Source organism: Neorhizobium sp. NPDC001467 (genome assembly GCF_050275975.1).
Lineage (GTDB): Bacteria > Pseudomonadota > Alphaproteobacteria > Rhizobiales > Rhizobiaceae > Neorhizobium.
This window is the reverse complement of sequence record NZ_JBNNPS010000001.1, coordinates 645659-670089: the sequence shown is the minus strand read 5'-3', so window position 1 is coordinate 670089 and position 24431 is coordinate 645659. Positions and strand designations below refer to the sequence as shown.

The window sequence follows — 24431 nt, the reverse complement described above, 5'->3', positions numbered from 1 at the left end:
AGAGCGCTCAGCGGCAGGCAGCGCAAAAGCGCTGGATGCGCGTGCAGGCTTCCTCGAGAAGCTCCTCCGACGTCGCGTAGGAAATGCGGAAATTCGGACCGAGGCCGAAAGCCGAACCGTGGACGACCGCCACGCCTTCGGTTTCCAGAAGTTCGGTGACGAAATCCTCGTCCGTTTCGATGATCTTGCCCGACGGCGCGGTCTTTCCGATCAAACCGGCACAGGACGGATAGACGTAGAACGCCCCTTCCGGCTTCGGGCAGACAATGCCGTTTGCCTGGTTGAGCATGGACACGACGAGATCGCGGCGGCCTTCGAAGATCGCCTTGTTCTTGGCAACGAAATCCTGCGGGCCGTTCAGGGCTTCCACAGCGGCCCACTGGGCGATCGAAGAAGCGCCGGATGTCTGCTGGCCCTGGATCATGTCCATCGCCTTGATCAGCTCGATCGGCCCGGCAGCGTAGCCGATCCGCCAGCCTGTCATCGCATAGGCTTTCGACACACCGTTCATGGTGAGCGTACGGTCATAGAGTTTCGGCTCGACCTCGACCGGGGTGACGAACTTGAAGTCGCCAAAAGTCAGGTGCTCGTACATGTCGTCCGTCAGGATCCACACATGCGGATGCTTCAGCAACACATCCGTCAGTGCCTTCAGTTCGTCATGGCTATAGGCTGCGCCGGTCGGGTTGGACGGCGAGTTGAACACGAACCATTTCGTCTTCGGCGTGATGGCGCTTTCGAGTTCGGCGGCCGTCAGCTTGAAATTGTTCTCCTGGCTTGTCGAGATCGACACCGGCCTGCCGCCGCAGATCGCCACCATTTCCGGGTAGGACACCCAGTAAGGCGCAGGGATCACCACTTCATCGCCCGGGTTAAGGGTGGCCATGAAGGCATTGAAGAGAATCTGTTTTCCGCCCGTGCCGACGATCGTCTGGGCAGCGGTGTAGTCGAGACCGTTCTCGCGCTTGAACTTGGCAGCGATCGCCTCACGCAGCTGCGGAATGCCGGCAACCGGCGTATACTTCGTCTCGCCGCGGTTGATGGCATCGATTGCCGCCTGCTTGACATTGTCTGGCGTATCGAAATCCGGCTCGCCGGCACCCAGGCCGATCACGTCGCGGCCTTTTGCTTTGAGATCGCGCGCTTTCTGCGAAACGGCGATGGTAGCCGAGGGCTTTACGCGGGAAAGGGCATCAGCAAGAAAGGCCATGATAAGGTCATCCTAAGGGTTCGAGAGGGGAACAGTCTGAATTTTTGCCATCTGGTTCTATGTCGAATGTGCCGCCCTTATTCAAGTATAAAGCGGTGCCTGGCGGTTCTTTCAGACAAGCGGCTCTTGCGGTGATTGGCTACCGTGCTCGCCGTGACGGCATCGCAGCCGCGCACAGGCGGAAAGCCGCTCTCCGGTCACGGAGGCCTTCGCCTTCCCTCGCAAAGACTGCTCGCGGAAATTGCATGACCCGTCACGACTATAAGGCCAGCCTGAAGCATGAGGATAAGCACCCAACCCCCGGCATCCGCGAGATTCTGTGCCAAATTCCGACACTGATTTAGATATTCTTACCGCTACTGACCAAAATCCGTCCGCGTTTTTGCGAAGCAGGCGTTAAGGCCTTGCCTGTCAAGGCTTTCCGCGCGTCAGGCCTGTGAGTCGTTTCAACGAGTGTTAGAAAACTTTTTCTTGCCAATTTCCAACAAACACAGCAATCTGCGTCCGTTCGGGCAATTTGCGAGCACGGGAAGACCTAATAATCAATGCGATCCGGAGGCGCAAACAACTCCGGGCGGAAGACTGGGGGACTGATTTTTGGTGATCTTTCGACCGGCCTGCCGCGGTAATACGGGGCCCCTTTCCTCAAATTTCGAACTGCCTGCCGCTGCCCTTCGGGGTAAACATCGTAATGCTGTCCGCCCGCTGAACACGGACAGAGGAAAAAGGACCTGATGCATGGCCGAAACTGGCACTGTAAAATTCTTCAACACGGACAAGGGCTTCGGCTTCATCAAGCCAGATAATGGCGGCGCCGACATCTTTGTACACATCTCTGCCGTCCAGGCTTCTGGCCTGTCCGGTCTTTCTGAAAACCAGAAAGTAAGCTTCGACACGGAACCGGATCGTCGCGGCAAGGGCCCGAAGGCCGTCAATCTGCAGATTGCCGGCTGAGCCCAATCGGCTTTCTATTCGAGTTGAAGCCCGGCAGCGATGCCGGGTTTTTTTGTAGCCGCTCTAACCCCGTCGGCACCGGTCTGTCGATTACAGGCCGACAAGATAGGGGTTGGACCGCCGTTCCTCGCCGATCCGGCCGCCGGGGCCGTGCCCGCACAGGAAACCGACATCGTCGCCCAGCGGCAGGACCTTGTCGCGGATCGAGGCCAGCAGCTGTTCATGGTCTCCACCTGGCAAGTCGGTGCGACCGATAGACCCCTTGAACAGAACGTCGCCCAGATGCGCGAAATTTTCACGGCGATTGAAGAAGATGACATGGCCGGGCGCATGGCCCGGGCAATGCAGGACTTCGAAGACATGCTCGCCGAAGGACACGGTCTCGCCCTCCGAGAGATAGCGGTCCGGCACGAGATTGCGCAATGGGGCCGAAACGCCGAACTTCTGGCCCTGGCTTTCAAGGCTCTCCAGAAGAGGCTTGTCATCGACATGTGGACCGATAACCGGTACGCCCAACCGCTCACGCAATTCGTCAGCACCGCCGGCATGGTCGAGATGACCATGGGTGATCCAGATTTCCTTGACGGTGATGCCGTTCTGCTTAACGGTCTCGATGATCGTGTCGATATCGCCGCCCGGATCTACCACCACGCCGTCCCGGCTGTCGGCATCGAAGAAGATCGTGCAATTTTGCTGGAAAGGTGTCACCGGCAAGATGCCGGCCTGAAGTTTACCCATGCTCTGCCGCCCTTTGTCATCACGTTGGCACGGTATAGCGGCAAATTTGGGCGCAGGTCAGCCCTTAAAGTCAGTTGACAGCGGCGACCTGCGCATCAGTGGTGAGATAACGGCTTTCTTCTGACAGAGGAGGCGCCATGGAAACTGAAAACAACAGCAGCGCGGCGACGGCACATTTTACCGACAGCACCGTCAGCAAGACCGGTCGCAGAGCGTTGACCGGCGTTGCGTCATAATGTGCTGCATCGAGTGTCTGGCTAGGCATCGCGGTCGGCATTTTGGGCTCCTTTGTCTGGTGCGGGAAACGTGACCGGCAAGCGAAAGTTCCCAAACGAACTGTTGCAGCCTGCAACAATTGCGGCGCGCTCTAGGCCCATTATCCAGGCATTGGGAATACGGCCATTAGCCGCATCATCGGTCCCCAGCTACGTGGCGGTCTTGACAGGACAGCCACGGGCGATATCCAGAAACCATGCCGTAAGGCGGGGATTGCCATCGGGACACCCGGTGAATGGAGGCGGCGTGATACGCGCAACGACCGGAAAGACAGCAAGCAAAACGCGGCCGCCAATGCCGGCTGTCGATGAAGCGGCGATCGACTTCGAATGTATCGAACTGTTTTTCTTCGCCTATCGCGATTTCATCTCCGATCCGGATGCAATTCTCGATACACTGGGCATGGGACGCGCCCACCACCGTGTCGTTTATTTCGTCTGCCGCCAACCCGGCATGATGGTCGGCGATCTTCTTGACACGTTGAAGATCACCAAGCAGAGCCTGGCGCGGGTGCTCAAGCAATTGATAGACGAAGGCTACATTCGTCAGATGGCAGGTGCAAAGGATCGACGCGAACGTCGGCTTTATCCGACACTGGCCGGCCGCGAACTGGCGCTTGCCCTTTCCGAGCCGCAATCGCGGCGTATCGCGCGGGCGATGGAGCCGCTCTCGCCCGAAGCACGCGACGGCGTCCTCCAATTTCTCCAGCGCATGCGTCAGCCCGATGACGGGCCACAGATCAAAGGCGAGTGACATGACGAAAATCCCGCTGTCGGACGATGCCGCCCATCTCCTGGTCGTCGACGACGATACCCGCATCCGCGACCTCTTGAGCCGCTACCTGACGGAACAGGGGTTCCGTATCACCGTGGCCGCCGATGCCGCCGAGGCGCGCCGCAAGCTGGAAGGTCTGAATTTCGATCTTATCATTCTCGACGTGATGATGCCGGGAGAGAGCGGAATTTCGCTGACCCAGGCCATGCGGGAAAAGCGGTCCATCCCGATCATTCTGCTTACCGCCCGCGCGGAGTCGGAATCGCGTATTGCCGGTCTGGAGGCCGGCGCCGACGACTACCTGCCAAAACCCTTCGACCCGCGCGAACTGGTTCTGAGGGTCAACAACATTCTTCGTCGTAGCACATCGCCCGACACGCCCAAGATCGACCAGATCATCTTCGGACCCTTCACCTTCTCGATCGCGCGCCGCGAGTTGCGCCGGGCCGCTGAAAACATTCGGCTGACCGACCGCGAACAGGAAATCATGCTTCTGTTCGCGCTTCGCGCCGGCGACACCATTCCAAGGCACGAACTGATCGGCGACGATGCCGATGTCGGCGAACGCACGATTGACGTGCAGATCAACCGGCTGCGCCGGAAGATCGAGGAGGATCCGGCAAACCCGACCTATCTTCAAACCGTCCGCGGCATCGGCTACCGCCTCAGCATCGACTGACCTTCGCCGCCAAACCGAGACAGCGGGCCCATCGTAACCGGAAGAGCAGCATGGCGATATTCGACAGCTTCAGGCGAACCACCGGCGGAATGCGCATGCCCGGCTCGCTGTTTGGCCGTTGGCTGAAGCGGCGCATGCCGACCGGGCTTTATGCGCGCACCATGCTGATCGTCATCATCCCCGTGCTCCTGTTGCAGACCGTGGTCGCCGCCGTCTTCATGGAACGCCATTGGCGCATGGTCACCGACCGCTTGTCACAGGCCGTGACCCGCGATATCGCCGCCATCATCGATGTCATTCGCACCTATCCGCAGGATGGCAATTACAGCGAGATTACCCGCATTGCTGAACAGCAGCTCGATCTCAACATCCTGATCGAGCCGAATGCGCAATTGCCACCGCCGCGACCAAAGCCGTTCTTTTCGCTGCTCGACGACGTTCTTGCCAACCAGCTCAACACCAATGTCGGCCTGCCCTTCTGGATCGACACGGTCGGCGATAGCGGTCTCGTCGAAATTCGCATCAAGATCGACGACCGCGTCCTGCGTGCCTTTGCCCGCCGCAACCAGACCTATGCTTCCAACACCCATATCTTTCTCGTGTGGATGTTCGGCACCTCGCTGGTTCTGCTGGGCATTTCCGTCCTGTTCCTGCGCGGCCAGATCCGGCCGATACTTGCGCTTGCCGATGCCGCCGAGAAGTTCGGCAAGGGCCAGCGCAGCGATGCGCCGTTCACCCCCCGGGGAGCCGATGAAATCCGGCGCGCCGGCCTTGCCTTCGTCCTGATGCGCGAACGTATCGAGCGCCAGATGGAACAGCGCACGACCATGCTGAGCGGTATCAGCCACGACCTGCGCACCATTCTCACCCGGTTCAAGCTGCAACTGGCGCTGGCCGGCGACAATCCCGAACTGCAGGGCATGAGCACTGATGCCGACGATATGCAGACCATGCTGGAAGGCTATCTCGCCTTTGCCCGCAACGAAGCGGAAGAGGATATCGGCGTCCTCAAGCTCTCCGACCTAATGGAAAAAATCAGCGCCGACTTTGCCCTGCATGGCAAGTCGATGACCTATTCGATCGATGGCGAGGACGAATTATCGGTGCGGCCGAACGCCTTCCTGCGCCTGGTAGACAACCTTGCTTCCAATGCCCGGCGCTACGCCAATTCGCTGCATGTCGAGGCACGCCACAGCGCAAAATGGCTGATGCTGGTTTTCGACGACGACGGGCCGGGCATTCCGGAAAACGCGCGAGAAGAAGTGTTCAAACCGTTCTACCGGCTGGACGAGGCCCGCAATCTCAACGCGTCCGGAACCGGTCTCGGCCTTGCCATTGCCCGCGACGTGGCCCGCGCCCATGGCGGCAACGTGACCCTTGGAGAAAGCCCGACGGGAGGGCTGCGCGCCATCGTCCGTGTTCCGGCATGATCACGATTCTTCAAACTTGAACCGCGGCGGGCCGAGAGATGACAGGACCCGCATTATATGCAATAGCAATAGTTTAATAGGAAACGAGATAGAGCCCGCATGTCGAATGTTCGTGACAATTTCGGAAATCTGCTTGCCCAGGCGGGACGTCAATGGCGTCGCACGCTGGACCTTCGTCTTCGCCCCTTCGGCCTGACGGATGCGACCTGGCTACCGCTCCTGCAGCTTTCGCGGGCGGACGGGCCGATGCGCCAGAAGGATCTCGCGGAGGCGCTGTTTCTCGACAGTTCGTCGGTCGTCAGGCTTCTTGACGCGCTGCAGGCCAGCGGCTTCATCGAGCGGCGCGAACATCCGGAAGATCGCCGCGTCAAGACGATCGTCCTGACCGACGCTGCGCAATCGGTCCTTGCCAATGTAGAAGAAGTTGCCCGCCAGGTGCGCGAGGAGGTACTTTCGGGCGTTTCCGACGAGGAACTGGAAGTGGCATCGCGAGTGATGCGCAACATCTGCTCGGCAGGTGAATTGCCTGAGCCTGATCAGGCCTGATTGCTGAACCGTTGCGGCGGCTTGGCTACATGATCTTGCGGCCATTCGGCACCGCGCGCTCCGGCGCGGCGAGGACGATGGCCCCGGTTTCATCCTCGAAGCCGAGCGTCAGCACTTCCGAGCGCACCGGGCCGATCTGGCGCGGCGGAAAATTCACGACCGCCATCACTTGTCGGCCGATCAGCATCTCGGGCGTGTAATGCACCGTAATCTGCGCCGACGAACGCTTGATGCCTATCTCCGCGCCGAAATCAATCCTGAGCTTGTAGGCCGGCTTGCGGGCTTCCGGAAACAGGGCCGCCTCAATGATCGTACCGACGCGAATGTCGACCTTGTCGAAATCGGCATAGGTGATTTCGTTGCTCATGATCTTTGACCCAATTCCTGCGCCCGCGTGCGAGCCGCCTCGAGCGCCGCATCGAACAGCGGCTGCAGCCCGTTATCCGCCATCAGCACGGCAAGCGCCGCCGCCGTCGTGCCACCGGGCGAGGTGACGTTCTTGCGCAACTGCGCGGCGTCGTCGCTCGACCGGCGCATCAATTCGCCGGCCCCCGATACGGTTTCGCGGGCCAGCCGCATTGCAAGATCCGCCGGCAGGCCAAGCTTCCGACCCGCCTCCGCCATGCATTCGACCAGATGGAAGACATAGGCCGGACCACTGCCGGATACGGCCGTCACGGCATCGATATCGGCTTCGCTTGCAAGCCATTCGACGGGGCCGCTGACCGCCAGCAGGTCGTTCACCTGTCGGCGTTGCGCCTCGGTGACGGCAGCATTGGCATAGGCCCCGGTTATGCCGCGACCGATCATCGCCGGCGTGTTCGGCATCGCACGCACCATGGCGACGTCCCCGAGATGTCTGGAAAGGACGGCAAGCGTGGTGCCGGCAGCGACGGAAACAACGGCGGTCTGCGGCCCGACAAGACGTGCGATGGCCGGCAGCACCGTCTCCATCATCTGTGGCTTGACGGCCAGGAACAGGATGCCGGCGACCATGCCCTCGGGAGCGGACGGATAGGAAGATGCACCTTTTTCCGCGAGCTTCGCTGTGATCGCGGCCGATGGCGAAGGATCGATCACGACGATGGACGAGCCGTCCCTGTCACCGTCGAGCCAGCCGGAAAGCATTGCGCCTCCCATATTGCCGGCGCCGACGAGAACGACCGGTAACGCTGCGCCCTCCGTCATCAGGCTTCCCCGACCGTTTCGAACAGGACGCATTCCATGGCGGCCTTGGCTTCCATGCCGGACCATACGACGAACTGGAACGCCTGATAGTAATTCTCGCAGGCCTCGAGCGCGCTCGAAAGCAGCACCTCGACCTGCTGGTTGGTCGGCTCGGCTCCGCCTGCCAGAAGCAGGGACTGACGGAAGATGATCACATCTTCCTGCCGCCAGAGATCGAAATGCCCCATCAGGGTCTGACCATTGACGTGCGAAAGCAGCCGGAAAATCTCGTTCACCCGCTGTTCGGGCACTTTGAGATCGAAAGCGCAGGCGAGATGCAGCGCCTCGAATTCTTCCATCCATGAGAACGACACGTGGTAATCGGTCCAATGCCCGGCAACCGTCATGGCGATCTCGTCCTCGCCCGAACGCTCGAACGTCCAGTCATTGGAGGCAGCGACGAACTCGATCATATCGACCGGGTTCGATTGTCGTTCGATTTCCATTCCCATGACGTTCATACGGCACCTTTTCGACCGGGGTTGGAACTTGCGCAATGCACGTGCGAACACACCAAAAACGCAACACAACAAACCGGATACACACTCTGGAATGATCGCCGACACACTCAGCCTAGGCGCCGCAACATGTGCGAAGCTTGCTGTGTTCATCTCGAATCATCTTGTAAAATCAGTGTATAGGCCCGGAGTCGCAACTCCAGCCCCCGCTCCCAGATTTTGCGGGGACGACTCACAAACGGCGCTCGGATCTGCATTGAGCGCGCGTGATAAGCGACTCTGGCGATTGGCTTTTTCGGCAGTGTCCACAGGGTGCGGATTTTTTAACTGACCGTTTACCAACAGGCGGGCGATGCACAACAAATCGGGGCTGCCAACCCCAAGATTGCCGACCGGCTCCCCGGTCAGCGCATTATCAAAAGAAAAATGTGGCTGGAAGAAGACCGGTCCAGCGCCCGGCTAATCAAGGCTTGTCGGAGAGCTTGGCCTCGAGCGCCTCGATCCGTGCCTTCAAAAGGTCGTTTTCGTCGCGCGCCTTGATGGCCATTTCCCGCACGACTTCGAACTCATCGCGCTTGACCACGTCCATGCTGTTGAGAAAGCGTTCGGCCTGCGCCTGGAATGCCGTTTCAACTTCCTTGCGCAAGCTTTGGGCCGTGCCGGCGGCATCCGTCATCAGCCGCGCGAATTCGTCAAAGATGCGGTTCGTTCCGGTGGACATTCTGGTCTCCGTCTTGATGGGCCGCACAAGGGCCATTGATCTGTGGAAATCAGGTAGGGGCTGCGGTCGCCGCTTGCAAGCAGATTTGGCGCCACAGGTGGCGATTCCGAAGATCGTTGAGGATGACGCACGACAATCCAGAGATTCGTCTTGACCGGCTTTTTCCCAAGCGCCATGGTCCGCAAAAGCCTGTTTTAGGCGTTTTTTAAGTATCTATCCCGCCGGGAGAGCGTAGAATTTTGGTATCAGCGTCCAGCCTCCTCGCCATCATGCCGTTTCCGAACATTGATCCGGTCATCTTCTCGATCGGGCCGCTGTCGGTGCACTGGTATGGGCTTGCCTATGTGGCCGGCATCCTTCTCGGCTGGCTTTATGCGCGCAGACTGATGGCATCGCCGGGCCTGTGGCGTCACGACACGCCACCGATGACCAAGCAGCAACTCGACGACTTTCTGCTCTGGGCGGCGGCCGGCGTCGTGCTGGGTGGCCGTATCGGCTATGTGCTGTTCTACGATTTCGCGGCCGTTTCCGCCGATCCGCTACGTGCCTTTGCCATCACCAAGGGCGGCATGTCCTTCCATGGCGGACTGACCGGCACGACCATTGCCATGATCTTCTTCGCCCGCCGCCATTCCCTGTCGGTCTGGAGCCTGTTCGATACGATCGCCACCGTGGTTCCGATCGGCCTGCTCTTTGGACGTATTGCCAACTTCATCAATGGCGAATTGTGGGGCCGCATCAGCGACGCGCCCTGGGCAGTCGTCTTTCCGACCGGGGGCCCCTTCTCTCGCCATCCGAGCCAGCTCTATGAAGCGGGTCTCGAAGGCATCGTCCTGCTGATCCTGCTTGCGATCGCGGTCTATGTCTTCAAGGCACTGAAAACGCCGGGCACCGTCACCGGGCTGTTCGTGATCGGTTATGGGCTCTCGCGTATTTTCGTGGAGTTTTTTCGCGAGCCGGATGCGCAACTCGGTTACCTTGCCTTCGGCTGGCTGACCATGGGCATGCTCTTGTCCTTGCCGATGATTGCGCTCGGCATCTGGTCCATTGCACGCGCCCGCCTGGCGGCGGCTCGCGCCACGTGAACGACAGGGCCACACATGACCACGCCGCTTTCCGACAAGATCAAGAACATCATCCGTCGTAACGGTCCGCTCAGCATCACGGACTATTTCGCCATCTGCCTCGCCGATCCCGAGCATGGCTATTACATGAGCCGCGAGCCGTTCGGCCGCACCGGCGATTTCATTACCGCGCCGGAGATCAGCCAGCTCTACGGAGAAATGCTCGGCATTTTCGTTGTTCACGCCTGGCAGCGCCATGGCACCCCGATGGACAATATCCGGCTCGTCGAAATCGGCCCCGGCCGCGGCACTCTGATGCTCGACATGCTGAGGGTGATCTCCAAGCTGGCGCCGGCACTGTTCGAGGCAGCGCAGGTCCATCTCGTCGAGACCAGCGAACGGCTGCGCGGCGTGCAGCGCATCACGCTTGAATCCTATTCCGCCAAGGTCAGCTGGTTCGGCGAATTCGATGAGGTTCCGGAAGGCTTCACGCTTCTCGTCGCCAACGAACTGTTCGACGCCATCCCGGTGCGCCAGTTCGTCAAGACCCCGACCGGGTTTCGCGAACGTCTCGTCACCCTCGACGCCAATGACGAGCTTGCCTTCGCAATCGGCGTCGCCGGCATCGACCCGGCGCTGTTGCCGGCACCGCCCGGTCGCGAACCGGACGGCACTGTCTTCGAGCTGGCGCCGGCCCGTCAGGCGGTGATGCAGGCCCTGGCGGAGCGTCTGCGCCAACATGGCGGAACGGCCGCGATCATCGATTATGGCAGCATGGTCACCGGCTATGGCGACACGCTCCAGGCTGTCCTGCGTCACCAGTTCGATGACCCTTTGGCGCATCCCGGCGAAGCCGATCTGACCAGCCATGTCGATTTCGAGGATCTGGCCAAGGTAGCGCGCGCCGTTGGCGTACAGATCAACGGATGCCTGCGTCAGGGCGACTTTCTCTACGGTCTCGGCATTGCCGAACGCGCTGCATCGCTCGCCAAGGACAAGCCGTTCGACCAGCAGAAGCTGATCGCCGCAGCGGTCGATCGTCTTGCAGGCGAAGGCGCCGGCAAGATGGGTGAGCTATTCAAGGTGCTGGCCATTTCCAGCCCGACGGTCCAGCTGGCACCCTTTCGCAAGATCGTCTGATCGTCGTTCGAAGGGCGAGGCCGCACCGGGACGCAATCCTGACGAGATTGACAGACGACGTCGGGCTGGGCAAACATCCGCCAGATCGAAGCAACCAGCCGGCACGGGTCGCACCCGCATGCGCGGTGACCGCCATCCCTCCCCGTCATTCAACATGAGACCATCCAGCCGATGCAGGAAAACTTGCCGACGCCGATTGAAAGCCCGCTGCTGAGCGAACAGGCGCGCGGACGCATCCGTCACGGCTTCTTCACCCGTCAGGGTGGCGTGTCCGATGGCATCTATGCCAGCCTCAATGTCGGGCTCGGCTCGAGCGACCGACGCGAAGACGTTCTCGAAAATCGCCGTCGGGTTGCCGCCTGGTTCGACGCTGCGCCGGAAAGCCTGGCTACCGTCCATCAGGTCCACTCGGCGGATGTCGTCGTCGTCAGCGCCGATACGGTTGCCGAAAGACCGCCGGCCGATGCGATGGTGACGCGCGTGCCGGGGATCGTTCTGGGCGTGCTGGCCGCGGATTGCGGCCCGATCCTGTTTGCCGATGAAAAGGCCGGCGTCATCGGCGCTGCCCATGCCGGCTGGAAAGGCGCGCTTGGCGGCGTTGCCGAGAATACGATTGCGGCAATGATCGCGCTTGGCGCCGAGCGCAGCAATATCTGCGCCTGTCTGGGACCATCGATAGCTGGCCGAAGCTATGAAGTCGGCCCCGAATTCGTGGAGCGTTTTCTCGGTTTCGACCCGGCCTATGAAGAATTCTTCACGCCGTCGGCAAGGCCGGATCACGCACTGTTCGACCTGCCTTCCCTTACCCTCAGGCGGTTGAAGGCGGCAGGGATACGGGCGGAAAAACTCGATCTGGACACCTATCCGGATCCGGAGCGGTTCTACTCCTATCGCCGCACCACGCATGCAAAGGAAGCCGATTATGGTCGCCAGATCTCGGCTATTGCCATTCTGGAAGGGGAAAACTGACATGGCCCTCCATTTCGAACGATCGGAATATGATGCTCGCCTTGCCCGCCTGACGGAAAAGATGCGCGCCGACAAGCTGGACGCCATGCTGCTTTTCGCGCAGGAGAGCATGTATTGGCTGACCGGCTACGACACGTTCGGCTACTGTTTCTTCCAGTGTCTGGTGGTGAAGGCGGACGGCACAATGTCGCTGATCACCCGATCGGCCGACCTGCGACAGGCCCGGCACACGTCCACGATCGAAAAGATCGTCATATGGGTCGATCGCGCCAATGCCGACCCTACCCTGGATCTGAAGAACCTGCTGAGCGAGCTCGATCTGCTGGGCACCCGCATTGGCGTTGAATACGACACCCATGGCATGACGGGACGGGTCGCTCGCCTCCTCGACAACCAGCTCAATTCCTTCGCCCAACTGATCGATGCCTCGACGCTGGTGAGTGATCTGAGACTGATCAAGAGCGACGCTGAAATCGCCCAGGTGGAGAGAGCTGCAGCGCTTGCCGACGATGCGCTTGACGCGGCACTGCCGCTGATCAGGGCAAGCGGCAGCGAAGCGGATATCCTGGCCGCCATGCAGGGTGCCATTTTCGCCGGCGGCGGCGATTACCCTGCCAACGAGTTCATCATCGGCTCCGGCGAGGATGCGCTCCTGTGCCGCTACAAGGCCGGCCGCCGGACGCTGTCCGCCTCCGACCAACTGACGCTGGAATGGGCCGGCGTCAGCGCGCATTATCATGCCGCGATGATGCGTACCGTCCTGATCGGCGAACCGAGCGCGCGGCACCGCGAATTGTACACCGCGTGCCGCGAAACCATTCTTGCCATCGAGGACGTCCTTCGTCCCGGCCACACGTTCGGCGATGTCTTCGACACCCATGCCCGCATCATGGACGAGCGCGGATTGGCGCGGCATCGTCTTAACGCCTGCGGCTATTCGCTCGGCGCTCGGTTCGCGCCGTCCTGGATGGAGCAACAGATGTTCTATCAAGGCAATCAGCAGGAAATCCTGCCCGGCATGACGCTGTTCGTGCACATGATCATCATGGATTCAGACAGTGGCGCGGCCATGAGCCTCGGCCACACCTACCTGACAACGGACGAGGCGCCGCGCCCCCTTTCGCGGCATCCGCTCGACCTGATCGCGCTGCCGGCCTTTCCGGCGTAACGGCAAGGCGGTCGCTGCACCATCCCGCCTCAAACTCGCCGCCTGCATTGACGGCCCGCGACCGTGCACGTAAATTTACCGTCGGACAGGCGGTAAAGGAGACGGGACACATGCGGCAAGCCGGTGCGATGCGCGGACTTGCCCGCAGCATGCCGTTGCGGATATCGCCCACCGCCATGACCCACCGCGTCAAGCTCGCCGTTCTCCTCGCGCTGGCGTTTGTCTTGTGCGCCTGCAACACTACGGATGCACTGACACCTCAGGTCGACGTCGGCGGTGGTCTCAAGCCCTCGAACCCGGTAACCCAGGCCGAAACGGAACGCATGGCATCGGCCCACCCCCAGATTAGGCGCCAGCCGGGCAGTCTCGGCTTGGACGAGCGATTTCCCGATCCCCCCTTGAGAAATCGCCGCGGTCCGCAGAATTCGCTGGAGGCGCAGGCACGCGCCATCGAGGCCGGCAACGCGTCGCCGGTCGCCTCCGCACCGCTCCCTCCTCTGCCCGGCACCGCCTCGGCGCTGCAGAGATCGTCGAAGAGCGAAACGCCCGCCGTCTCGGCAGCCGGATCGCTTGCCCGCCTGCCGGCAAGTCCGCAGCAAACCGGCGATACGGAAACCATCCGTTTCCTGCCCATTATAGGCGGCCCGGTTCAGGCCGTGACGCCACTTTCGAGGGCGCTCGGCATGCGGGCACGGGCTGCGGGCCTTACCATAAAACCTTCCAGCGACACCGCCGCGCAGCACATCCTCAAGGGTTACCTGTCGGCCTTCGCGGATGGCGACGGCATTACCGTGGTCTATGTCTGGGATATTCTCGATGCGACCGGCAACCGGCTCAACCGCATTCAGGGCCAGCACAGGCAAGACGGCGACGGCGACGACCCATGGTCGTCGGTTCCCGCGGCCACGATGGAAGCGATCGCGGGCGAAACCATCGATGCTTATATGGAATGGCGACAGGCCCAGCCGGGCTGAGCGCCGGCGCGCCGGCATCGCCGACCGAGTGATGCGAAAACACCGCCTGCGTCATCTGGTCTTCATAAAAAAGTAGGGGCATTGTCCAATCGGACTTGCATTCAGAAACGGCGGCGGTAAAAGGCCCCCATCCAGCACACAATAGGCGGACCGAAATGAAGGTTTTCGCAGGAAATTCGAACCGGCATCTCGCCGATGCGATCTGCAACTATCTCAATGTTCCTGTAGGAAAAGCCAGCGTCAGACGGTTCGCGGACCAGGAAATTTTCGTAGAAATTCAGGAAAACGTTCGTGGCGAAGACGTGTTCGTCATTCAGTCGACGTCGTTTCCGACCAACGATCATCTCATGGAACTGCTGATCATGATCGATGCGTTCAAGCGGTCGTCCGCCAAGCGCATCACAGCCGTTCTTCCGTATTTCGGTTATGCCCGTCAGGACCGCAAGGCCGGACCGCGGACGCCGATCTCGGCCAAACTCGTCGCCAATCTCATCACCGAGGCCGGCGCCGATCGCGTCCTGACGCTCGACCTGCATGCGGGCCAGATCCAGGGCTTCTTCGACATTCCGACGGACAACCTTTACGCCGTGCCGATCCTGGCGCGCGACGTCAAGGAACACTATGACCTGAAGAACGTCATGGTCGTCTCTCCCGACGTTGGCGGCGTGGTGCGCGCGCGGTCGCTCGCAAAGCGTCTCGACTGCCAGCTCGCCATCGTTGACAAGCGCCGCGAGCGCGCCGGCGAGTCGGAAGTCATGAACGTCATCGGCGATGTCAGCGGCAAGGACTGTCTGCTGATCGACGATATCGTCGATTCCGGCGGCACGCTTTGCAATGCCGCCGAGGCGCTGCTGAAGAACGGCGCAACCAGCGTCACCGCCTACATCACCCACGGCGTCCTGTCGGGCGGCGCGGTCGCGCGTATTTCCTCGTCCATGCTCAAGGAACTGGTCATCACCGACTCGATCCAGCCGACGACCGCGGTTCAGTCGGCACCGAACATCCGCGTGGTCTCGACCGCCAACCTGCTTGGCGAGGCGATCAACCGCACCGCGCTGGAAGAGTCGGTCTCAAGCCTTTTCGACTGACGAAAGCAGACAGACCTAAAAAAGCCGCCCCGAAGGGCGGCTTTTTTTCTGCTTGTCATCCTGATTGGAATTCGCTGAGGCGAAGCGACGCAAAGGCCGCATTCGCCCGCTTGGACCGTTAAAACGGCAGCCGGTTGCCGTTGATCGTCACCTTGCGGTTGGGATCGACACTGACTTCCCAGCGCGCCCGGCCATCGGCATCGGTCTTGGCCAGGCCCTTGACCATGGTCATGCCGAGAAACACCTGCATGACCTTCGGGTCGGCACGGCCGAGCTCCTGCACGGCGGCCATCGTCTTGTCGAAGTCGCGCGCCAGGATCACCGTGTCGACCTGAACGCGATCCGGCGCCATCAACGTGCCGGTCACCTTGCCGCTGATTTCCAGATCATAGGAGGGTGCCTTGACGACGGATTTGCCGATATTGACCGTGTAGGCGCCACCCGGAAACACCGAGAGGCCCAGTGCTGCCGACTCGGCGTCGCTGAGAGGCTTCTCCTTGGTGTAATCGGCATTCAGCATGATATCAATCGGCGCCTTCAGGTTGAGGTTCGGCACCGAAATCTGCATATCTGTCACGGTCGGCACGAACGGCGCATAGATCGGCGGCACCATGCCGGGGGCCAGCGAAACTTCCGCGGCGCCGAAGCCGAAGGCGATCTCGGTCGCTTCCAGCGGCCCGCCCGCCTTCATCATGTAGCTGGCGCTGGCCGCCGATACGTCGCCCTGCTCAGTCGAAACTCTGGCCTTTCGCAAGCCGATCGTCTCGTCGAAACTGGTGAAGAAGGGCAGCGCTGCACGCATCTGGCCCTTTAACTGTTCGATCTCGGCCGGTTCGAGTTTGCGCTTGTCGGCCCTGTCCATGATGAAGGTCAAGAGGTCGTGCAGCTTGCGCGCATTGATCCCTGCAGCACCGGCATCGATATCGACGCTTTCAGCGCTGAATTCGAATGGAGACTGCGGTGTGGCAATGGTCTGCTTGAAACTGGCCATCGAGCCGCTGCCGCGGAAATCCAGAGTGTCCGCTGCAGCACCGGCGACTGATGACAGCGTATAGTTCATACCGGCAAAGCTTGCATCCATCTTTTCCGGCCCGGCCGTGGTGGAGATGGTGCCGGCGCCCGAAGTGAAGTCACCGGAGCGGAAATAGCTGATCGCGGGATCGAACAGGCCGCTATAGGCCATCTTGGAAATCGTGGAGCTGAACGTCGACGCCCTGCCTTCGAGATCCTTGCCGGTGCTGGATAGGGCAAAATCATTCGTGCCCTTGATCTGCCACAGGCCCCCATCGGCCGGCGTCGCAAACAGGGTCATCGGAGAAATCTGCTTGAGCGAGAAGTCCGGGCTGTCATAAAGACCGATCAGTTTCGGCAGATCGTAAAGGATCTGGTACGTGTCGCCCTGCGGGGTGACAGAGACGACCCCTTTTTCAACCAGCTTTTCCGGCAGCATTTTCGTGAGGCTGCCCTGCAGTGCCTGTGCCCCCTCCGGGCTGACGTCGGCGGCACGCGCGGGCTGCTGGAACATCGCGGCTGCGATTGCCACGGCGCTGGCCGTGGCGAGGTTGAGACGCATGGGTCGACTCCTGTCGTGAAGGATGGATTCGTCAGCGAATCTGCAAGCGGTGGAAAGAAAGTCAATGCGATAACTTGCAGATTACACGACCGCGACCGAAACAACTGCCATTCACGCAGCAGCAACGTCGGAGCAAATCGCAAGCTCGGCGGTCTTGCTGCCGGCCGAACCGTTGACGATCGCCTCTATACCGGCTCTGGGACCCGGCTTTCCGAACAGGTATCCCTGCACCTGTCGGCAGCCTTCCTGCCGCAGAAAGGCGATATGCTCGTCGGTCTCGACACCCTCCGCCAGAACCGGGATATCGAGGCTGGACGCTAGGATCAGGGTTGAGCGGACGATGGCGGCGGATTGGGCGCTGGTCGCGACACCGTCGACGAAGGTCCGGTCGATCTTGATCTTGTCGAAGGGGAAGGTGAGCAGCGTCGACAGCGACGAATAGCCGGTGCCGTAATCGTCCATGGCGATCTTGACGCCGATATCCTTGAGTTGGCGGATGATGACGAGCGCGCGCTGCTGGTCGGCAACGATGCCCGTTTCGGTGATCTCCAGCTCCAGCCGCTCAGCGGGCAGACCGCTCGTCTGGAGAATCTCGCGGACCTTGGCCGGAAACGACATGTCGGCCAGTTGTGGGGCGGCGATGTTGACGGCGATGGACAGCGGGTTCTTCCAGCGCGCGGCCTCCAGGCAGGCCTGACGCAGGACCCATTCGCCCAGCTCGTTGATAAATCCGTTGCGCTCGGCAATCGGAATGAATTCCACCGGCGAAATCATGCCGCGGGTCTGGTGACACCAGCGCAGCAGCACTTCGAAACCGATCACCTGCCCGCTCACTGTATCGTTCTGCTGCTGGTAATAAAGCTGGAATTCGCCGCGCCGCAGCCCGGCCCGCATGTCCATGGCAAGGATGTTGCGCTCGCGCGCCGCCTGGTCCATCGACGGATCGTAGAAGCACACGGCATTTTCGCCGGACTGCTTGGCACGATACATCGCGACATCGGCCTGCGCCAGAAGGTCGTCGATATCGGCGGCATCGTCGGGATGAACGGCGATACCGACGCTGGAGCCGACCAGGAACGTATTGCCGTTCCACTCGATCGGTCGGGCGATCTCGCCAATCATACGATTGGCCATCGCGCTCGCATCGGTGCGCATGTAGTAGTTGCGGGTCAGGGCGATGAATTCGTCCCCGCCGACACGCGCCAGGAATTCGCCATCGCGCAAGGACGCCGCAAGGCGCACGGAGATTTCGCGCAGGACTGCGTCGCCGGCGGCATGCCCATGCACGTCGTTGATCTCCTTGAACCGGTTGAGATCGAAAGACAGGACCGCGATGCGCGCCGAACGATCATGGCTGCGGCGTGACAGACCCTCTATCTCCTCGTTGAATGCCGAACGGTTCGGAAGGCCTGTCAACGGGTCATGGCGTGACAGATGCCGGTAACGCGCCACGGCCGCTTCCGTCGTTCGTGCATCGAGAAGATAGGCGCAAGCGACGAGAACCAGCAGCACGACCATGACCGACAGGATGGAGAAACCAAGAAGGGCCGGCGAGATGGTTTCCGCGGCACGGGCAATCGTCGGGTCCATCGTCACCGTCATTGCCACCATGCCGGTGAAATGGGTGCTTGCAATGCCGAGCACCATGGCCATTGGCCCGCCGTGACGGCAAAAACGGCTGACCGGACGCACGACACGGTTGACCATCAGTGCGCCGAAAACCCCGGAGGTGACCACGGACGCCCAGACATATGCCTGATTCCAGACGATCGTTGCGCCGATTTCGTAAGCCGCCATGCCGGTATAGTGCATGGCGGCAATGCCGAAGCCCAGGATGATGCCGCCGGCCTCCGCCACTATCGAGCGCCCGGCATAGCTGGCCACGGCAATGCCGCAGACGGCCGTAGCGACCGCGATAAACAGCGACAGAAGGGTCAATTCCCCGCCAAAGGCGGCAGTACCGCCGGCATGATACCCCAGCATGGCCAGGAAATGCGTGGCCCAGGTCGTGGTGCCGCCGATGAAACCGGCAAGAAAAATCCAGATCGCCCGCTCGATCCCGATTGCCCGGCGGGCGCGGGAGAAGAGTCGGACCGTGAGAAACGCACCGACGACGCAGATCATCACCGCAACGGCCACGAAGCGCCAGTCATGGTCGACGGCGAGACAATTGAAGATATGCAGCATTTTACCGTCCGGCTTTTGGTATACGCACCCTTTTATGAGCAAATCCTCATCGAAGCGTTGGCAGGAACGGTTAAGGTTTTTTCAATATCAACAGGCATTCACCGTTGGCTGTCCCGGAACGACCGGTCGTGAAGAGATTGGCCCCGTCGCTTTGCCGCGCGCTTCCCTTGCCATTGGCGGGCCTTTGTATTATGGACCCCTCGTCCGCACAGACACCCTTGGAGGCAATGCGGATGGGAGAGTATCGCGAGATATCCTCCGGTTTGCCATTTCAGCGCTATTCGCTGCGGCGAACACTCCAAACAACCTCGAAAGGAAATGCCATGAGCCAGGACAATTACGAGCTCAAGGCCGAGGCGCGCGAACGGGTCGGTAAGGGGTCCTCCCGTGAACTTCGCCGCAATGGTCTCATTCCCGCTGTCATCTACGGTGACAAGCAGGCCCCGATTTCTATCGCCCTGTCGACGAACGAAGTCACCAAGCGTATCCACGCCGGCGGCTTCATGACGACGATCGCAACCATCGTTCTTGATGGCCAGAAGATCAACGTCCTGCCGAAGGACTACCAGCTCGACCCGGTCCGCGACTTCACCATGCATGTCGACTTCCTGCGCGTGTCTGCAAAGACCGAAGTCAATGTCGAAGTTCCGGTTCACTTCGAAAACGAAGACAAGTCGGCCATCAAGCAGGGCGGCGTTCTCAACATCGTTCGCCACACTGTCGAACTGCATTGCCCGGCCAACCAGATCCCGGAATTCCTGACGGTCGATCTGTCCGGCGCCAAGATCGGCGACAGCATCCACATCTCCGCCGTCAAGCTGCCGCAGGGTGTTCGTCCGGTCATCGCTGATCGCGACTTCACCATTGCAACCATCGTTGCTCCGGCTGCCGGCGTCGAGGAAGAAACCGCGACCGAAGAAACGCCTGCTTCGGAATAACACGGTTCTCGTTCCGCATTCATGCAAAGGCCCGCCTTTTCGAAGGCGGGCCTTTTGCGTTTTAAGCATCGCTTAAGCACGTCGCAGAGCAACCTGAGGCAGAAGTTGAAAAAAACTCGCCATTCAGGAAGTGATAACAGATCGCATTATAGACCGGCATCAATATCGAATTCCATTCCATTCCGTAAAACTGCAAAGGTGGCGCGGATGGACCGACGCAGCGGCGACGCTCTTTCGGCGGAACTCGATCTCAAGGCATGGCGACGGTGACGGAAAGGTTGCCGATCCCGATATCAACAGACGCTGCGACCCCGAAAGTCCGAATGATGACGCATTCTGTCGAAAGCCGCTTTGTCGCCATCATATCCGGCGCCCTGCTCGCCGTGGTCGTCCCCCTGTTCACGCTTTTCCTGGCCCTGTCTTCGCAGCAGGCCGCAAAGAGCCTGAACGAGCAGATCGAGATCCTGACCGCCGCCAATGCCCAGGCGTTGAGCAAGCCGCTTTGGGAACTCGACCTTGAAAGCGTTCGCCGGATTTCCGGCACATTGGTGGCGGAGCGCAACGTGCGGCTCGTCAAGATCACCGATACGCTGGGCAAGCTGGACGTTACCGAAAGCAACCCTGCCCACGAGAATGGCGAGGTCGAGCAGATTTCCCGGCAGATCTTCTTTCAGTCGGCGGACGGGCCGCGCAATGTCGGCCGGCTGACGCTCCAATATGTCCGGATCGGCTGGTTCGCGGCGCTCAACCAGATGGAAATGGCATTCATCTCCATCTTCATCATCGCCATCCTGACCGTCGTCGGCGCCGCGATCCTCGGCAATCGCATCATGATCATCAAGCCGTTGCTGCGGCTAACCGCTGCGATCGAGGCCACCCGCCGCCTGGGCTCCCGCCATCATGTGGACTGGCGCTCAAGCGATGAGATGGGACGGCTTGCCGGTAGCTTCAACGAGATGCAGATCCAGTTGGATCGCGAGGAACGCGAGCTCAAACGCGCCCACCAGCTGATGAAGGAAACCTACAACCTGACGCCGGCCATGCTGTTTTCGCTGGATGCGGGCGACACGATCTCTGCCGTCAGCGATTACTGGCTGCTGGTGACGGGCTATCGGCGCGAGGACGTACTCGGTCGGCCCTTCCGCGATCTCGTCGCGCCCGCTGACCGGGACCGTTACACCCGCCGCAAGGGCCGCGGTCTTTCCGCCGGCTCGGCAAGCGACATCACGGTCGGCTTCGCCTGCGCCGACGGCCGGATCATGGATGCCCTGATCGCCGAAACCCGGCTCGTCTCTGCCGCGGCAGACCTGCCTGCCTCGCTCAGCGTCATGACCGATGTGACGGAGCTGAAACAGTCTGAATTGCGCAATCACCAGCAGGCGATTTCCGACTATCTGACCGGACTTCTCAACCGCCATGGTTTCGAAACGGCGCTCGACACCTGTATCGCGCAGGCCGATATCAGCGGCGGCGAGGTTGCCTGCCTGTTCATCGATCTCGATCGCTTCAAGGCAATTAACGACAATCTCGGCCATGCGGCCGGCGATACCGTGCTGCGCCAGTTCACCCAGCGCCTCTTACCTCTGCTTCGCGAGCACGATGCCGTATCGCGGCTCGGCGGAGACGAATTCGCCATCCTGGTCACGGGAGATGCCGTGCAGGAACGCGCCCTGGCGCTCTGCGACGAGGTGGTCGACCTGTTCGATCTGCCATTCCCGGTCGAGGGTCAGCATGTGCGCCTGAGCGCCAGCATGGGCCTCGCCTTTTATCCCCTGCATGCCGACAGCGCGGCCGAACTTCTGCAAAAGTCGGACATGGCAATGTATGAGCGCAAGCGCGACGGCAAGAACGGCGCACAGGTCTTCGATGCGAGCATCCTCAACCGCACGCGCGAACGCGCCGAGATCGAGCAGGATATCGAGGCCGCGCTCGCAGGACAGTGGTTCGAAGCGCATTTTCAGCCGATCGTGGAGATCGAGACCGGACGCATTATCGGTTTCGAGGCGCTGATGCGCATGCGCCACCCGCGCAAGGGTCTGCTGCCCCCGGCAGCAGTTATCGATGTGGCCGAGGAAAACGGCTCGATTGCCGCCATCGGCAAGCAGATTTTCGAGGACGCGATCGCCAACCTTGCCCGCGTTTCGCGCATCCCCGGACTTGGCGATGCCTATGTCGCCGTCAACTTCTCACCGCTCCAGTTCGACCGGGAGCTTGCGCCTTCTCTTGCCAGCATTCTCGAGCGCTACGCCATCTGCCCGTCGCGGCTTGTTATCGAGATCACCGAAGCGGTGCTCATGCATGACAATCCGGAGATCCGCGGTATTCTCGACGCGCTTCACCAGTTGGGTTGCCGTATCGCCATCGATGATTTCGGCACCGGCTATTCCTCGCTAAGCTATATGAGCCGCTTCCCTGTCGATATCGTGAAGATCGACCAGTCCTTTATCCGCTCGCTTGACGGCGCACGCGAGGAGGTGGCCGAGAAAAGCCGCATGCTGGTGGAAGGCATCAGCGCGATCTCGCGCAAGATGAAATGCGCCGTCATTGCCGAGGGTGTCGAAACCGAAGATCAGCGTTCCCTGTTGCGCCAGATCGGCGTAGACTGCGCCCAGGGATATTTCTACGCAAGACCGCTGGGGATTGCCGACCTGATGACGTCGCTTTCGCCCAGCCACGACATGCCAAGGATGATGGCGGGCTGACGTTCGGTCTCATGGTGGGGCCGAAACACCGCGAGCACGGAAAAGCCGGATGAAGGCTGCGGCGCTGACGATCGGGATGATACTGGCGGCCGGACAGGTCGTGGCGCAGGAAACGCTGCAGTTCACGACAGAATCCTACCCGCCCTTTATTATACAGGAGCCGAAGCAGGCGCTGCGCGGCATTTCCGTCGATCAGGTCAGGGAAATCCTGGAGGGCAGCGGTCTTGACTACCGCATCGAGATCATGCCCTGGGCGCGCGCCATTGCGCTTGCCGAAACGCAGCGCGCCACATGTGCCTTCTCGGCCGCCCAGACGGCAGATCGCCGCGTACGCTTCCGATGGGTCATGCCGCTTGCCAGAAGCATCAGCATCCTCGTGCGCCGCAGGAATGCCGATATCGCCGCAACCACGCTGGAGGAAGCACGCCGCTTTACGGTCGGCACCCACCGATCGGACTATACCGAGACAGTGCTGCAGAAGTTGAAATTTCCGAAGATCGACGTCAGTGCCAGCTTTGATGTGACGCTTGCCAAACTGTTCGACAACCGTATCGATCTGATGCCGATGTCACAGGATGTCTACGAGCAGTTGCGCGCCCGTGGGGTTGAGATCGAAAAGGTGACGCAACTGGCGCAGCACGATCTCGGCATTGCCTGCAATCGCTCCGTTTCCTGGCAGGTCATACAGACGATGCAGACCAGACTGAACCGGCTGATTGCTACGGGGCGGCAGGCCGAGATCTATCGCAGCTACGGGCTCGCACCGCCCGACTGATCCGGCACCGCCTTGCGCAAGGCGGTTGACTTCCGCGCCGTTTCGCGGTGGTGAAGGGTCGATAGTTCACCACAAGACGGTGCAGACATGCAGATCATCGCAGGACTTGGCAATCCGGGCGCGCAATATGCGGGCAACCGCCACAATATCGGCTTCATGGCCCTTGACGCCATCCAACGCCTGCCCGGATTCAGCCCCTGGTCGAAGAAGTTCAAGGCGCTGATTTCGGAAGGTGAACTGGGCGGTGAGAAGGTTCTCCTGATGAAACCCCAGACCTTCATGAACCTGTCGGGCGATGCCGTCGGAGAGGCAATGCGTTTCTACAAGCTCGGCCCCGGGGACATCACCGCCATTTATGATGAACTCGACCTGCCCCCCGGGCGCGCCCGCATCAAGACCGGCGGCGGACATGGCGGTCATAATGGCGTCAAATCGCTCGATGCTCATTGCGGCAAGGATTATCGGCGCCTGCGGCTTGGCATCGGTCATCCCGGATCGAAGGAACAGGTCCACAACCACGTGCTCGGCGATTTCGCCAAGTCGGACAGGGTCTGGCTGGAGCCGCTGCTCGATACGCTGGCCGACAACGCCGCCATGCTGGTCAAGCGAGAGGATTCGCAGCTTATGAACAAGCTGGCGCTCGCCGTCGGCGCCAAGCCGGAACCGGAAAAGGTCGAAAAGCCGCGTCCGCAACACCCGTCTGCGCCAAAGCCTGCTGCAAAATCCCATATCCGTCAGGCGCGCGGCGGCATGAAGCCCAACATGCCGACAACCGGACCGATGGCGGACATGCTGAAGAAAATGTTCGGAATAAAGGATGAATGAGACGCAGCACCGCTG

24 protein-coding genes are annotated in these 24431 nt (G+C 60.8%); 15 read left to right on the top strand and 9 right to left on the bottom strand.

Annotated features, from left to right (window positions below):
* Positions 1 to 7 precede the first annotated feature (7 nt).
* A complete protein-coding gene (locus ACQKKX_RS03415) occupies positions 8 to 1210 on the bottom strand; it encodes a pyridoxal phosphate-dependent aminotransferase (RefSeq protein ID WP_427568819.1) in 1203 nt (400 codons plus the stop codon).
* 738 nt (positions 1211 to 1948) lie between these two features.
* Between ACQKKX_RS03415 and ACQKKX_RS03410 the strand changes: the two genes are divergently transcribed.
* On the top strand, positions 1949 to 2164 hold the full coding sequence (locus ACQKKX_RS03410; protein WP_003494703.1) for a cold-shock protein: 216 nt from the start codon (positions 1949 to 1951) through the stop codon (positions 2162 to 2164).
* Positions 2165 to 2254: 90 nt separating this feature from the next.
* Here ACQKKX_RS03410 and ACQKKX_RS03405 read toward each other — a convergent pair whose 3' ends face one another.
* Both ACQKKX_RS03405 and ACQKKX_RS03400 read right to left on the bottom strand, forming a co-directional pair.
* The gene (locus ACQKKX_RS03405; protein WP_427568816.1) at positions 2255 to 2902 is read right to left on the bottom strand and encodes an MBL fold metallo-hydrolase; all 648 of its coding nucleotides are present in this window, start codon (positions 2900 to 2902) and stop codon (positions 2255 to 2257) included.
* Between the two features lie 70 nt (positions 2903 to 2972).
* On the bottom strand, positions 2973 to 3179 hold the full coding sequence (locus ACQKKX_RS03400) for a hypothetical protein (RefSeq protein ID WP_427568814.1): 207 nt from the start codon (positions 3177 to 3179) through the stop codon (positions 2973 to 2975).
* A gap of 293 nt (positions 3180 to 3472) precedes the next feature.
* Here ACQKKX_RS03400 and ACQKKX_RS03395 point away from each other — a divergent pair, with 293 nt between their 5' ends.
* The 4 genes from ACQKKX_RS03395 (at position 3473) to ACQKKX_RS03380 (ending at position 6607) form a co-directional block, all read left to right on the top strand.
* Positions 3473 to 3931, top strand: a complete 459-nt coding sequence (locus ACQKKX_RS03395; RefSeq protein ID WP_427568812.1) for a MarR family winged helix-turn-helix transcriptional regulator — start codon at positions 3473 to 3475, stop codon at positions 3929 to 3931.
* 1 nt (position 3932) lies between these two features.
* Complete coding sequence (locus ACQKKX_RS03390) at positions 3933 to 4631, top strand: response regulator (RefSeq protein WP_427568810.1); 699 nt, start codon at positions 3933 to 3935, stop codon at positions 4629 to 4631.
* A 50-nt stretch (positions 4632 to 4681) separates the two neighbouring features.
* A complete protein-coding gene (locus ACQKKX_RS03385; RefSeq protein ID WP_427568808.1) occupies positions 4682 to 6061 on the top strand; it encodes an ATP-binding protein in 1380 nt (459 codons plus the stop codon).
* A gap of 99 nt (positions 6062 to 6160) precedes the next feature.
* Complete coding sequence (locus ACQKKX_RS03380) at positions 6161 to 6607, top strand: MarR family winged helix-turn-helix transcriptional regulator (RefSeq protein WP_427568806.1); 447 nt, start codon at positions 6161 to 6163, stop codon at positions 6605 to 6607.
* A gap of 25 nt (positions 6608 to 6632) precedes the next feature.
* On the opposite strand, the gene ACQKKX_RS03375 is transcribed toward ACQKKX_RS03380, so the two are convergent.
* The 4 genes from ACQKKX_RS03375 to ACQKKX_RS03360 all read right to left on the bottom strand — a co-directional run bounded on the left by ACQKKX_RS03375 (position 6633) and on the right by ACQKKX_RS03360 (position 9013).
* Positions 6633 to 6974 carry a tRNA-binding protein gene (locus ACQKKX_RS03375; RefSeq protein WP_427568804.1) on the bottom strand — a complete coding sequence of 114 codons (342 nt, stop codon included), beginning with the start codon at positions 6972 to 6974 and terminating at the stop codon, positions 6633 to 6635.
* On the bottom strand, positions 6971 to 7795 hold the full coding sequence (gene proC / locus ACQKKX_RS03370; RefSeq protein ID WP_427568801.1) for a pyrroline-5-carboxylate reductase: 825 nt from the start codon (positions 7793 to 7795) through the stop codon (positions 6971 to 6973). Before proC ends, ACQKKX_RS03375 begins: the two co-directional genes overlap by 4 nt.
* Positions 7795 to 8295, bottom strand: a complete 501-nt coding sequence (locus tag ACQKKX_RS03365; RefSeq protein WP_427568799.1) for a YbjN domain-containing protein — start codon at positions 8293 to 8295, stop codon at positions 7795 to 7797. The genes proC and ACQKKX_RS03365 overlap by 1 nt, the downstream gene beginning before the upstream one ends.
* A gap of 460 nt (positions 8296 to 8755) precedes the next feature.
* On the bottom strand, positions 8756 to 9013 hold the full coding sequence (locus ACQKKX_RS03360; RefSeq protein ID WP_427568797.1) for an accessory factor UbiK family protein: 258 nt from the start codon (positions 9011 to 9013) through the stop codon (positions 8756 to 8758).
* Between the two features lie 269 nt (positions 9014 to 9282).
* Here ACQKKX_RS03360 and lgt point away from each other — a divergent pair, with 269 nt between their 5' ends.
* The 6 genes from lgt (at position 9283) to ACQKKX_RS03330 (ending at position 15416) form a co-directional block, all read left to right on the top strand.
* A complete protein-coding gene (gene lgt / locus ACQKKX_RS03355) occupies positions 9283 to 10098 on the top strand; it encodes a prolipoprotein diacylglyceryl transferase (RefSeq protein ID WP_427569339.1) in 816 nt (271 codons plus the stop codon).
* 15 nt (positions 10099 to 10113) lie between these two features.
* Positions 10114 to 11217, top strand: a complete 1104-nt coding sequence (locus tag ACQKKX_RS03350; protein ID WP_427568795.1) for a class I SAM-dependent methyltransferase — start codon at positions 10114 to 10116, stop codon at positions 11215 to 11217.
* A 183-nt stretch (positions 11218 to 11400) separates the two neighbouring features.
* Positions 11401 to 12186, top strand: coding sequence for a peptidoglycan editing factor PgeF (pgeF, locus tag ACQKKX_RS03345; RefSeq protein ID WP_427568793.1), 786 nt, complete (start codon positions 11401 to 11403; stop codon positions 12184 to 12186).
* A 1-nt stretch (position 12187) separates the two neighbouring features.
* A complete protein-coding gene (locus ACQKKX_RS03340) occupies positions 12188 to 13354 on the top strand; it encodes a M24 family metallopeptidase (RefSeq protein ID WP_427568792.1) in 1167 nt (388 codons plus the stop codon).
* A gap of 110 nt (positions 13355 to 13464) precedes the next feature.
* A complete protein-coding gene (locus tag ACQKKX_RS03335; protein ID WP_427568790.1) occupies positions 13465 to 14328 on the top strand; it encodes a hypothetical protein in 864 nt (287 codons plus the stop codon).
* A gap of 155 nt (positions 14329 to 14483) precedes the next feature.
* Positions 14484 to 15416, top strand: a complete 933-nt coding sequence (locus tag ACQKKX_RS03330) for a ribose-phosphate pyrophosphokinase (protein WP_427568788.1) — start codon at positions 14484 to 14486, stop codon at positions 15414 to 15416.
* Positions 15417 to 15534: 118 nt separating this feature from the next.
* On the opposite strand, the gene ACQKKX_RS03325 is transcribed toward ACQKKX_RS03330, so the two are convergent.
* On the bottom strand, positions 15535 to 16989 hold the full coding sequence (locus tag ACQKKX_RS03325; protein ID WP_427568786.1) for a hypothetical protein: 1455 nt from the start codon (positions 16987 to 16989) through the stop codon (positions 15535 to 15537).
* A 111-nt stretch (positions 16990 to 17100) separates the two neighbouring features.
* Positions 17101 to 19176: a putative bifunctional diguanylate cyclase/phosphodiesterase gene (locus ACQKKX_RS03320; protein ID WP_427568783.1), complete on the bottom strand. Its 2076-nt coding sequence runs from the start codon at positions 19174 to 19176 to the stop codon at positions 17101 to 17103.
* Between the two features lie 323 nt (positions 19177 to 19499).
* On the opposite strand from ACQKKX_RS03320, the gene ACQKKX_RS03315 reads away from it, so the two are divergent.
* The 4 genes from ACQKKX_RS03315 (at position 19500) to pth (ending at position 24416) form a co-directional block, all read left to right on the top strand.
* A complete protein-coding gene (locus ACQKKX_RS03315; RefSeq protein WP_427568781.1) occupies positions 19500 to 20114 on the top strand; it encodes a 50S ribosomal protein L25/general stress protein Ctc in 615 nt (204 codons plus the stop codon).
* Positions 20115 to 20440: 326 nt separating this feature from the next.
* Positions 20441 to 22816: a putative bifunctional diguanylate cyclase/phosphodiesterase gene (locus ACQKKX_RS03310; RefSeq protein WP_427569338.1), complete on the top strand. Its 2376-nt coding sequence runs from the start codon at positions 20441 to 20443 to the stop codon at positions 22814 to 22816.
* A gap of 49 nt (positions 22817 to 22865) precedes the next feature.
* A complete protein-coding gene (locus ACQKKX_RS03305) occupies positions 22866 to 23591 on the top strand; it encodes a substrate-binding periplasmic protein (protein ID WP_427568779.1) in 726 nt (241 codons plus the stop codon).
* Between the two features lie 87 nt (positions 23592 to 23678).
* Positions 23679 to 24416 carry an aminoacyl-tRNA hydrolase gene (gene pth, locus ACQKKX_RS03300; RefSeq protein WP_427568777.1) on the top strand — a complete coding sequence of 246 codons (738 nt, stop codon included), beginning with the start codon at positions 23679 to 23681 and terminating at the stop codon, positions 24414 to 24416.
* Positions 24417 to 24431 lie beyond the last annotated feature (15 nt).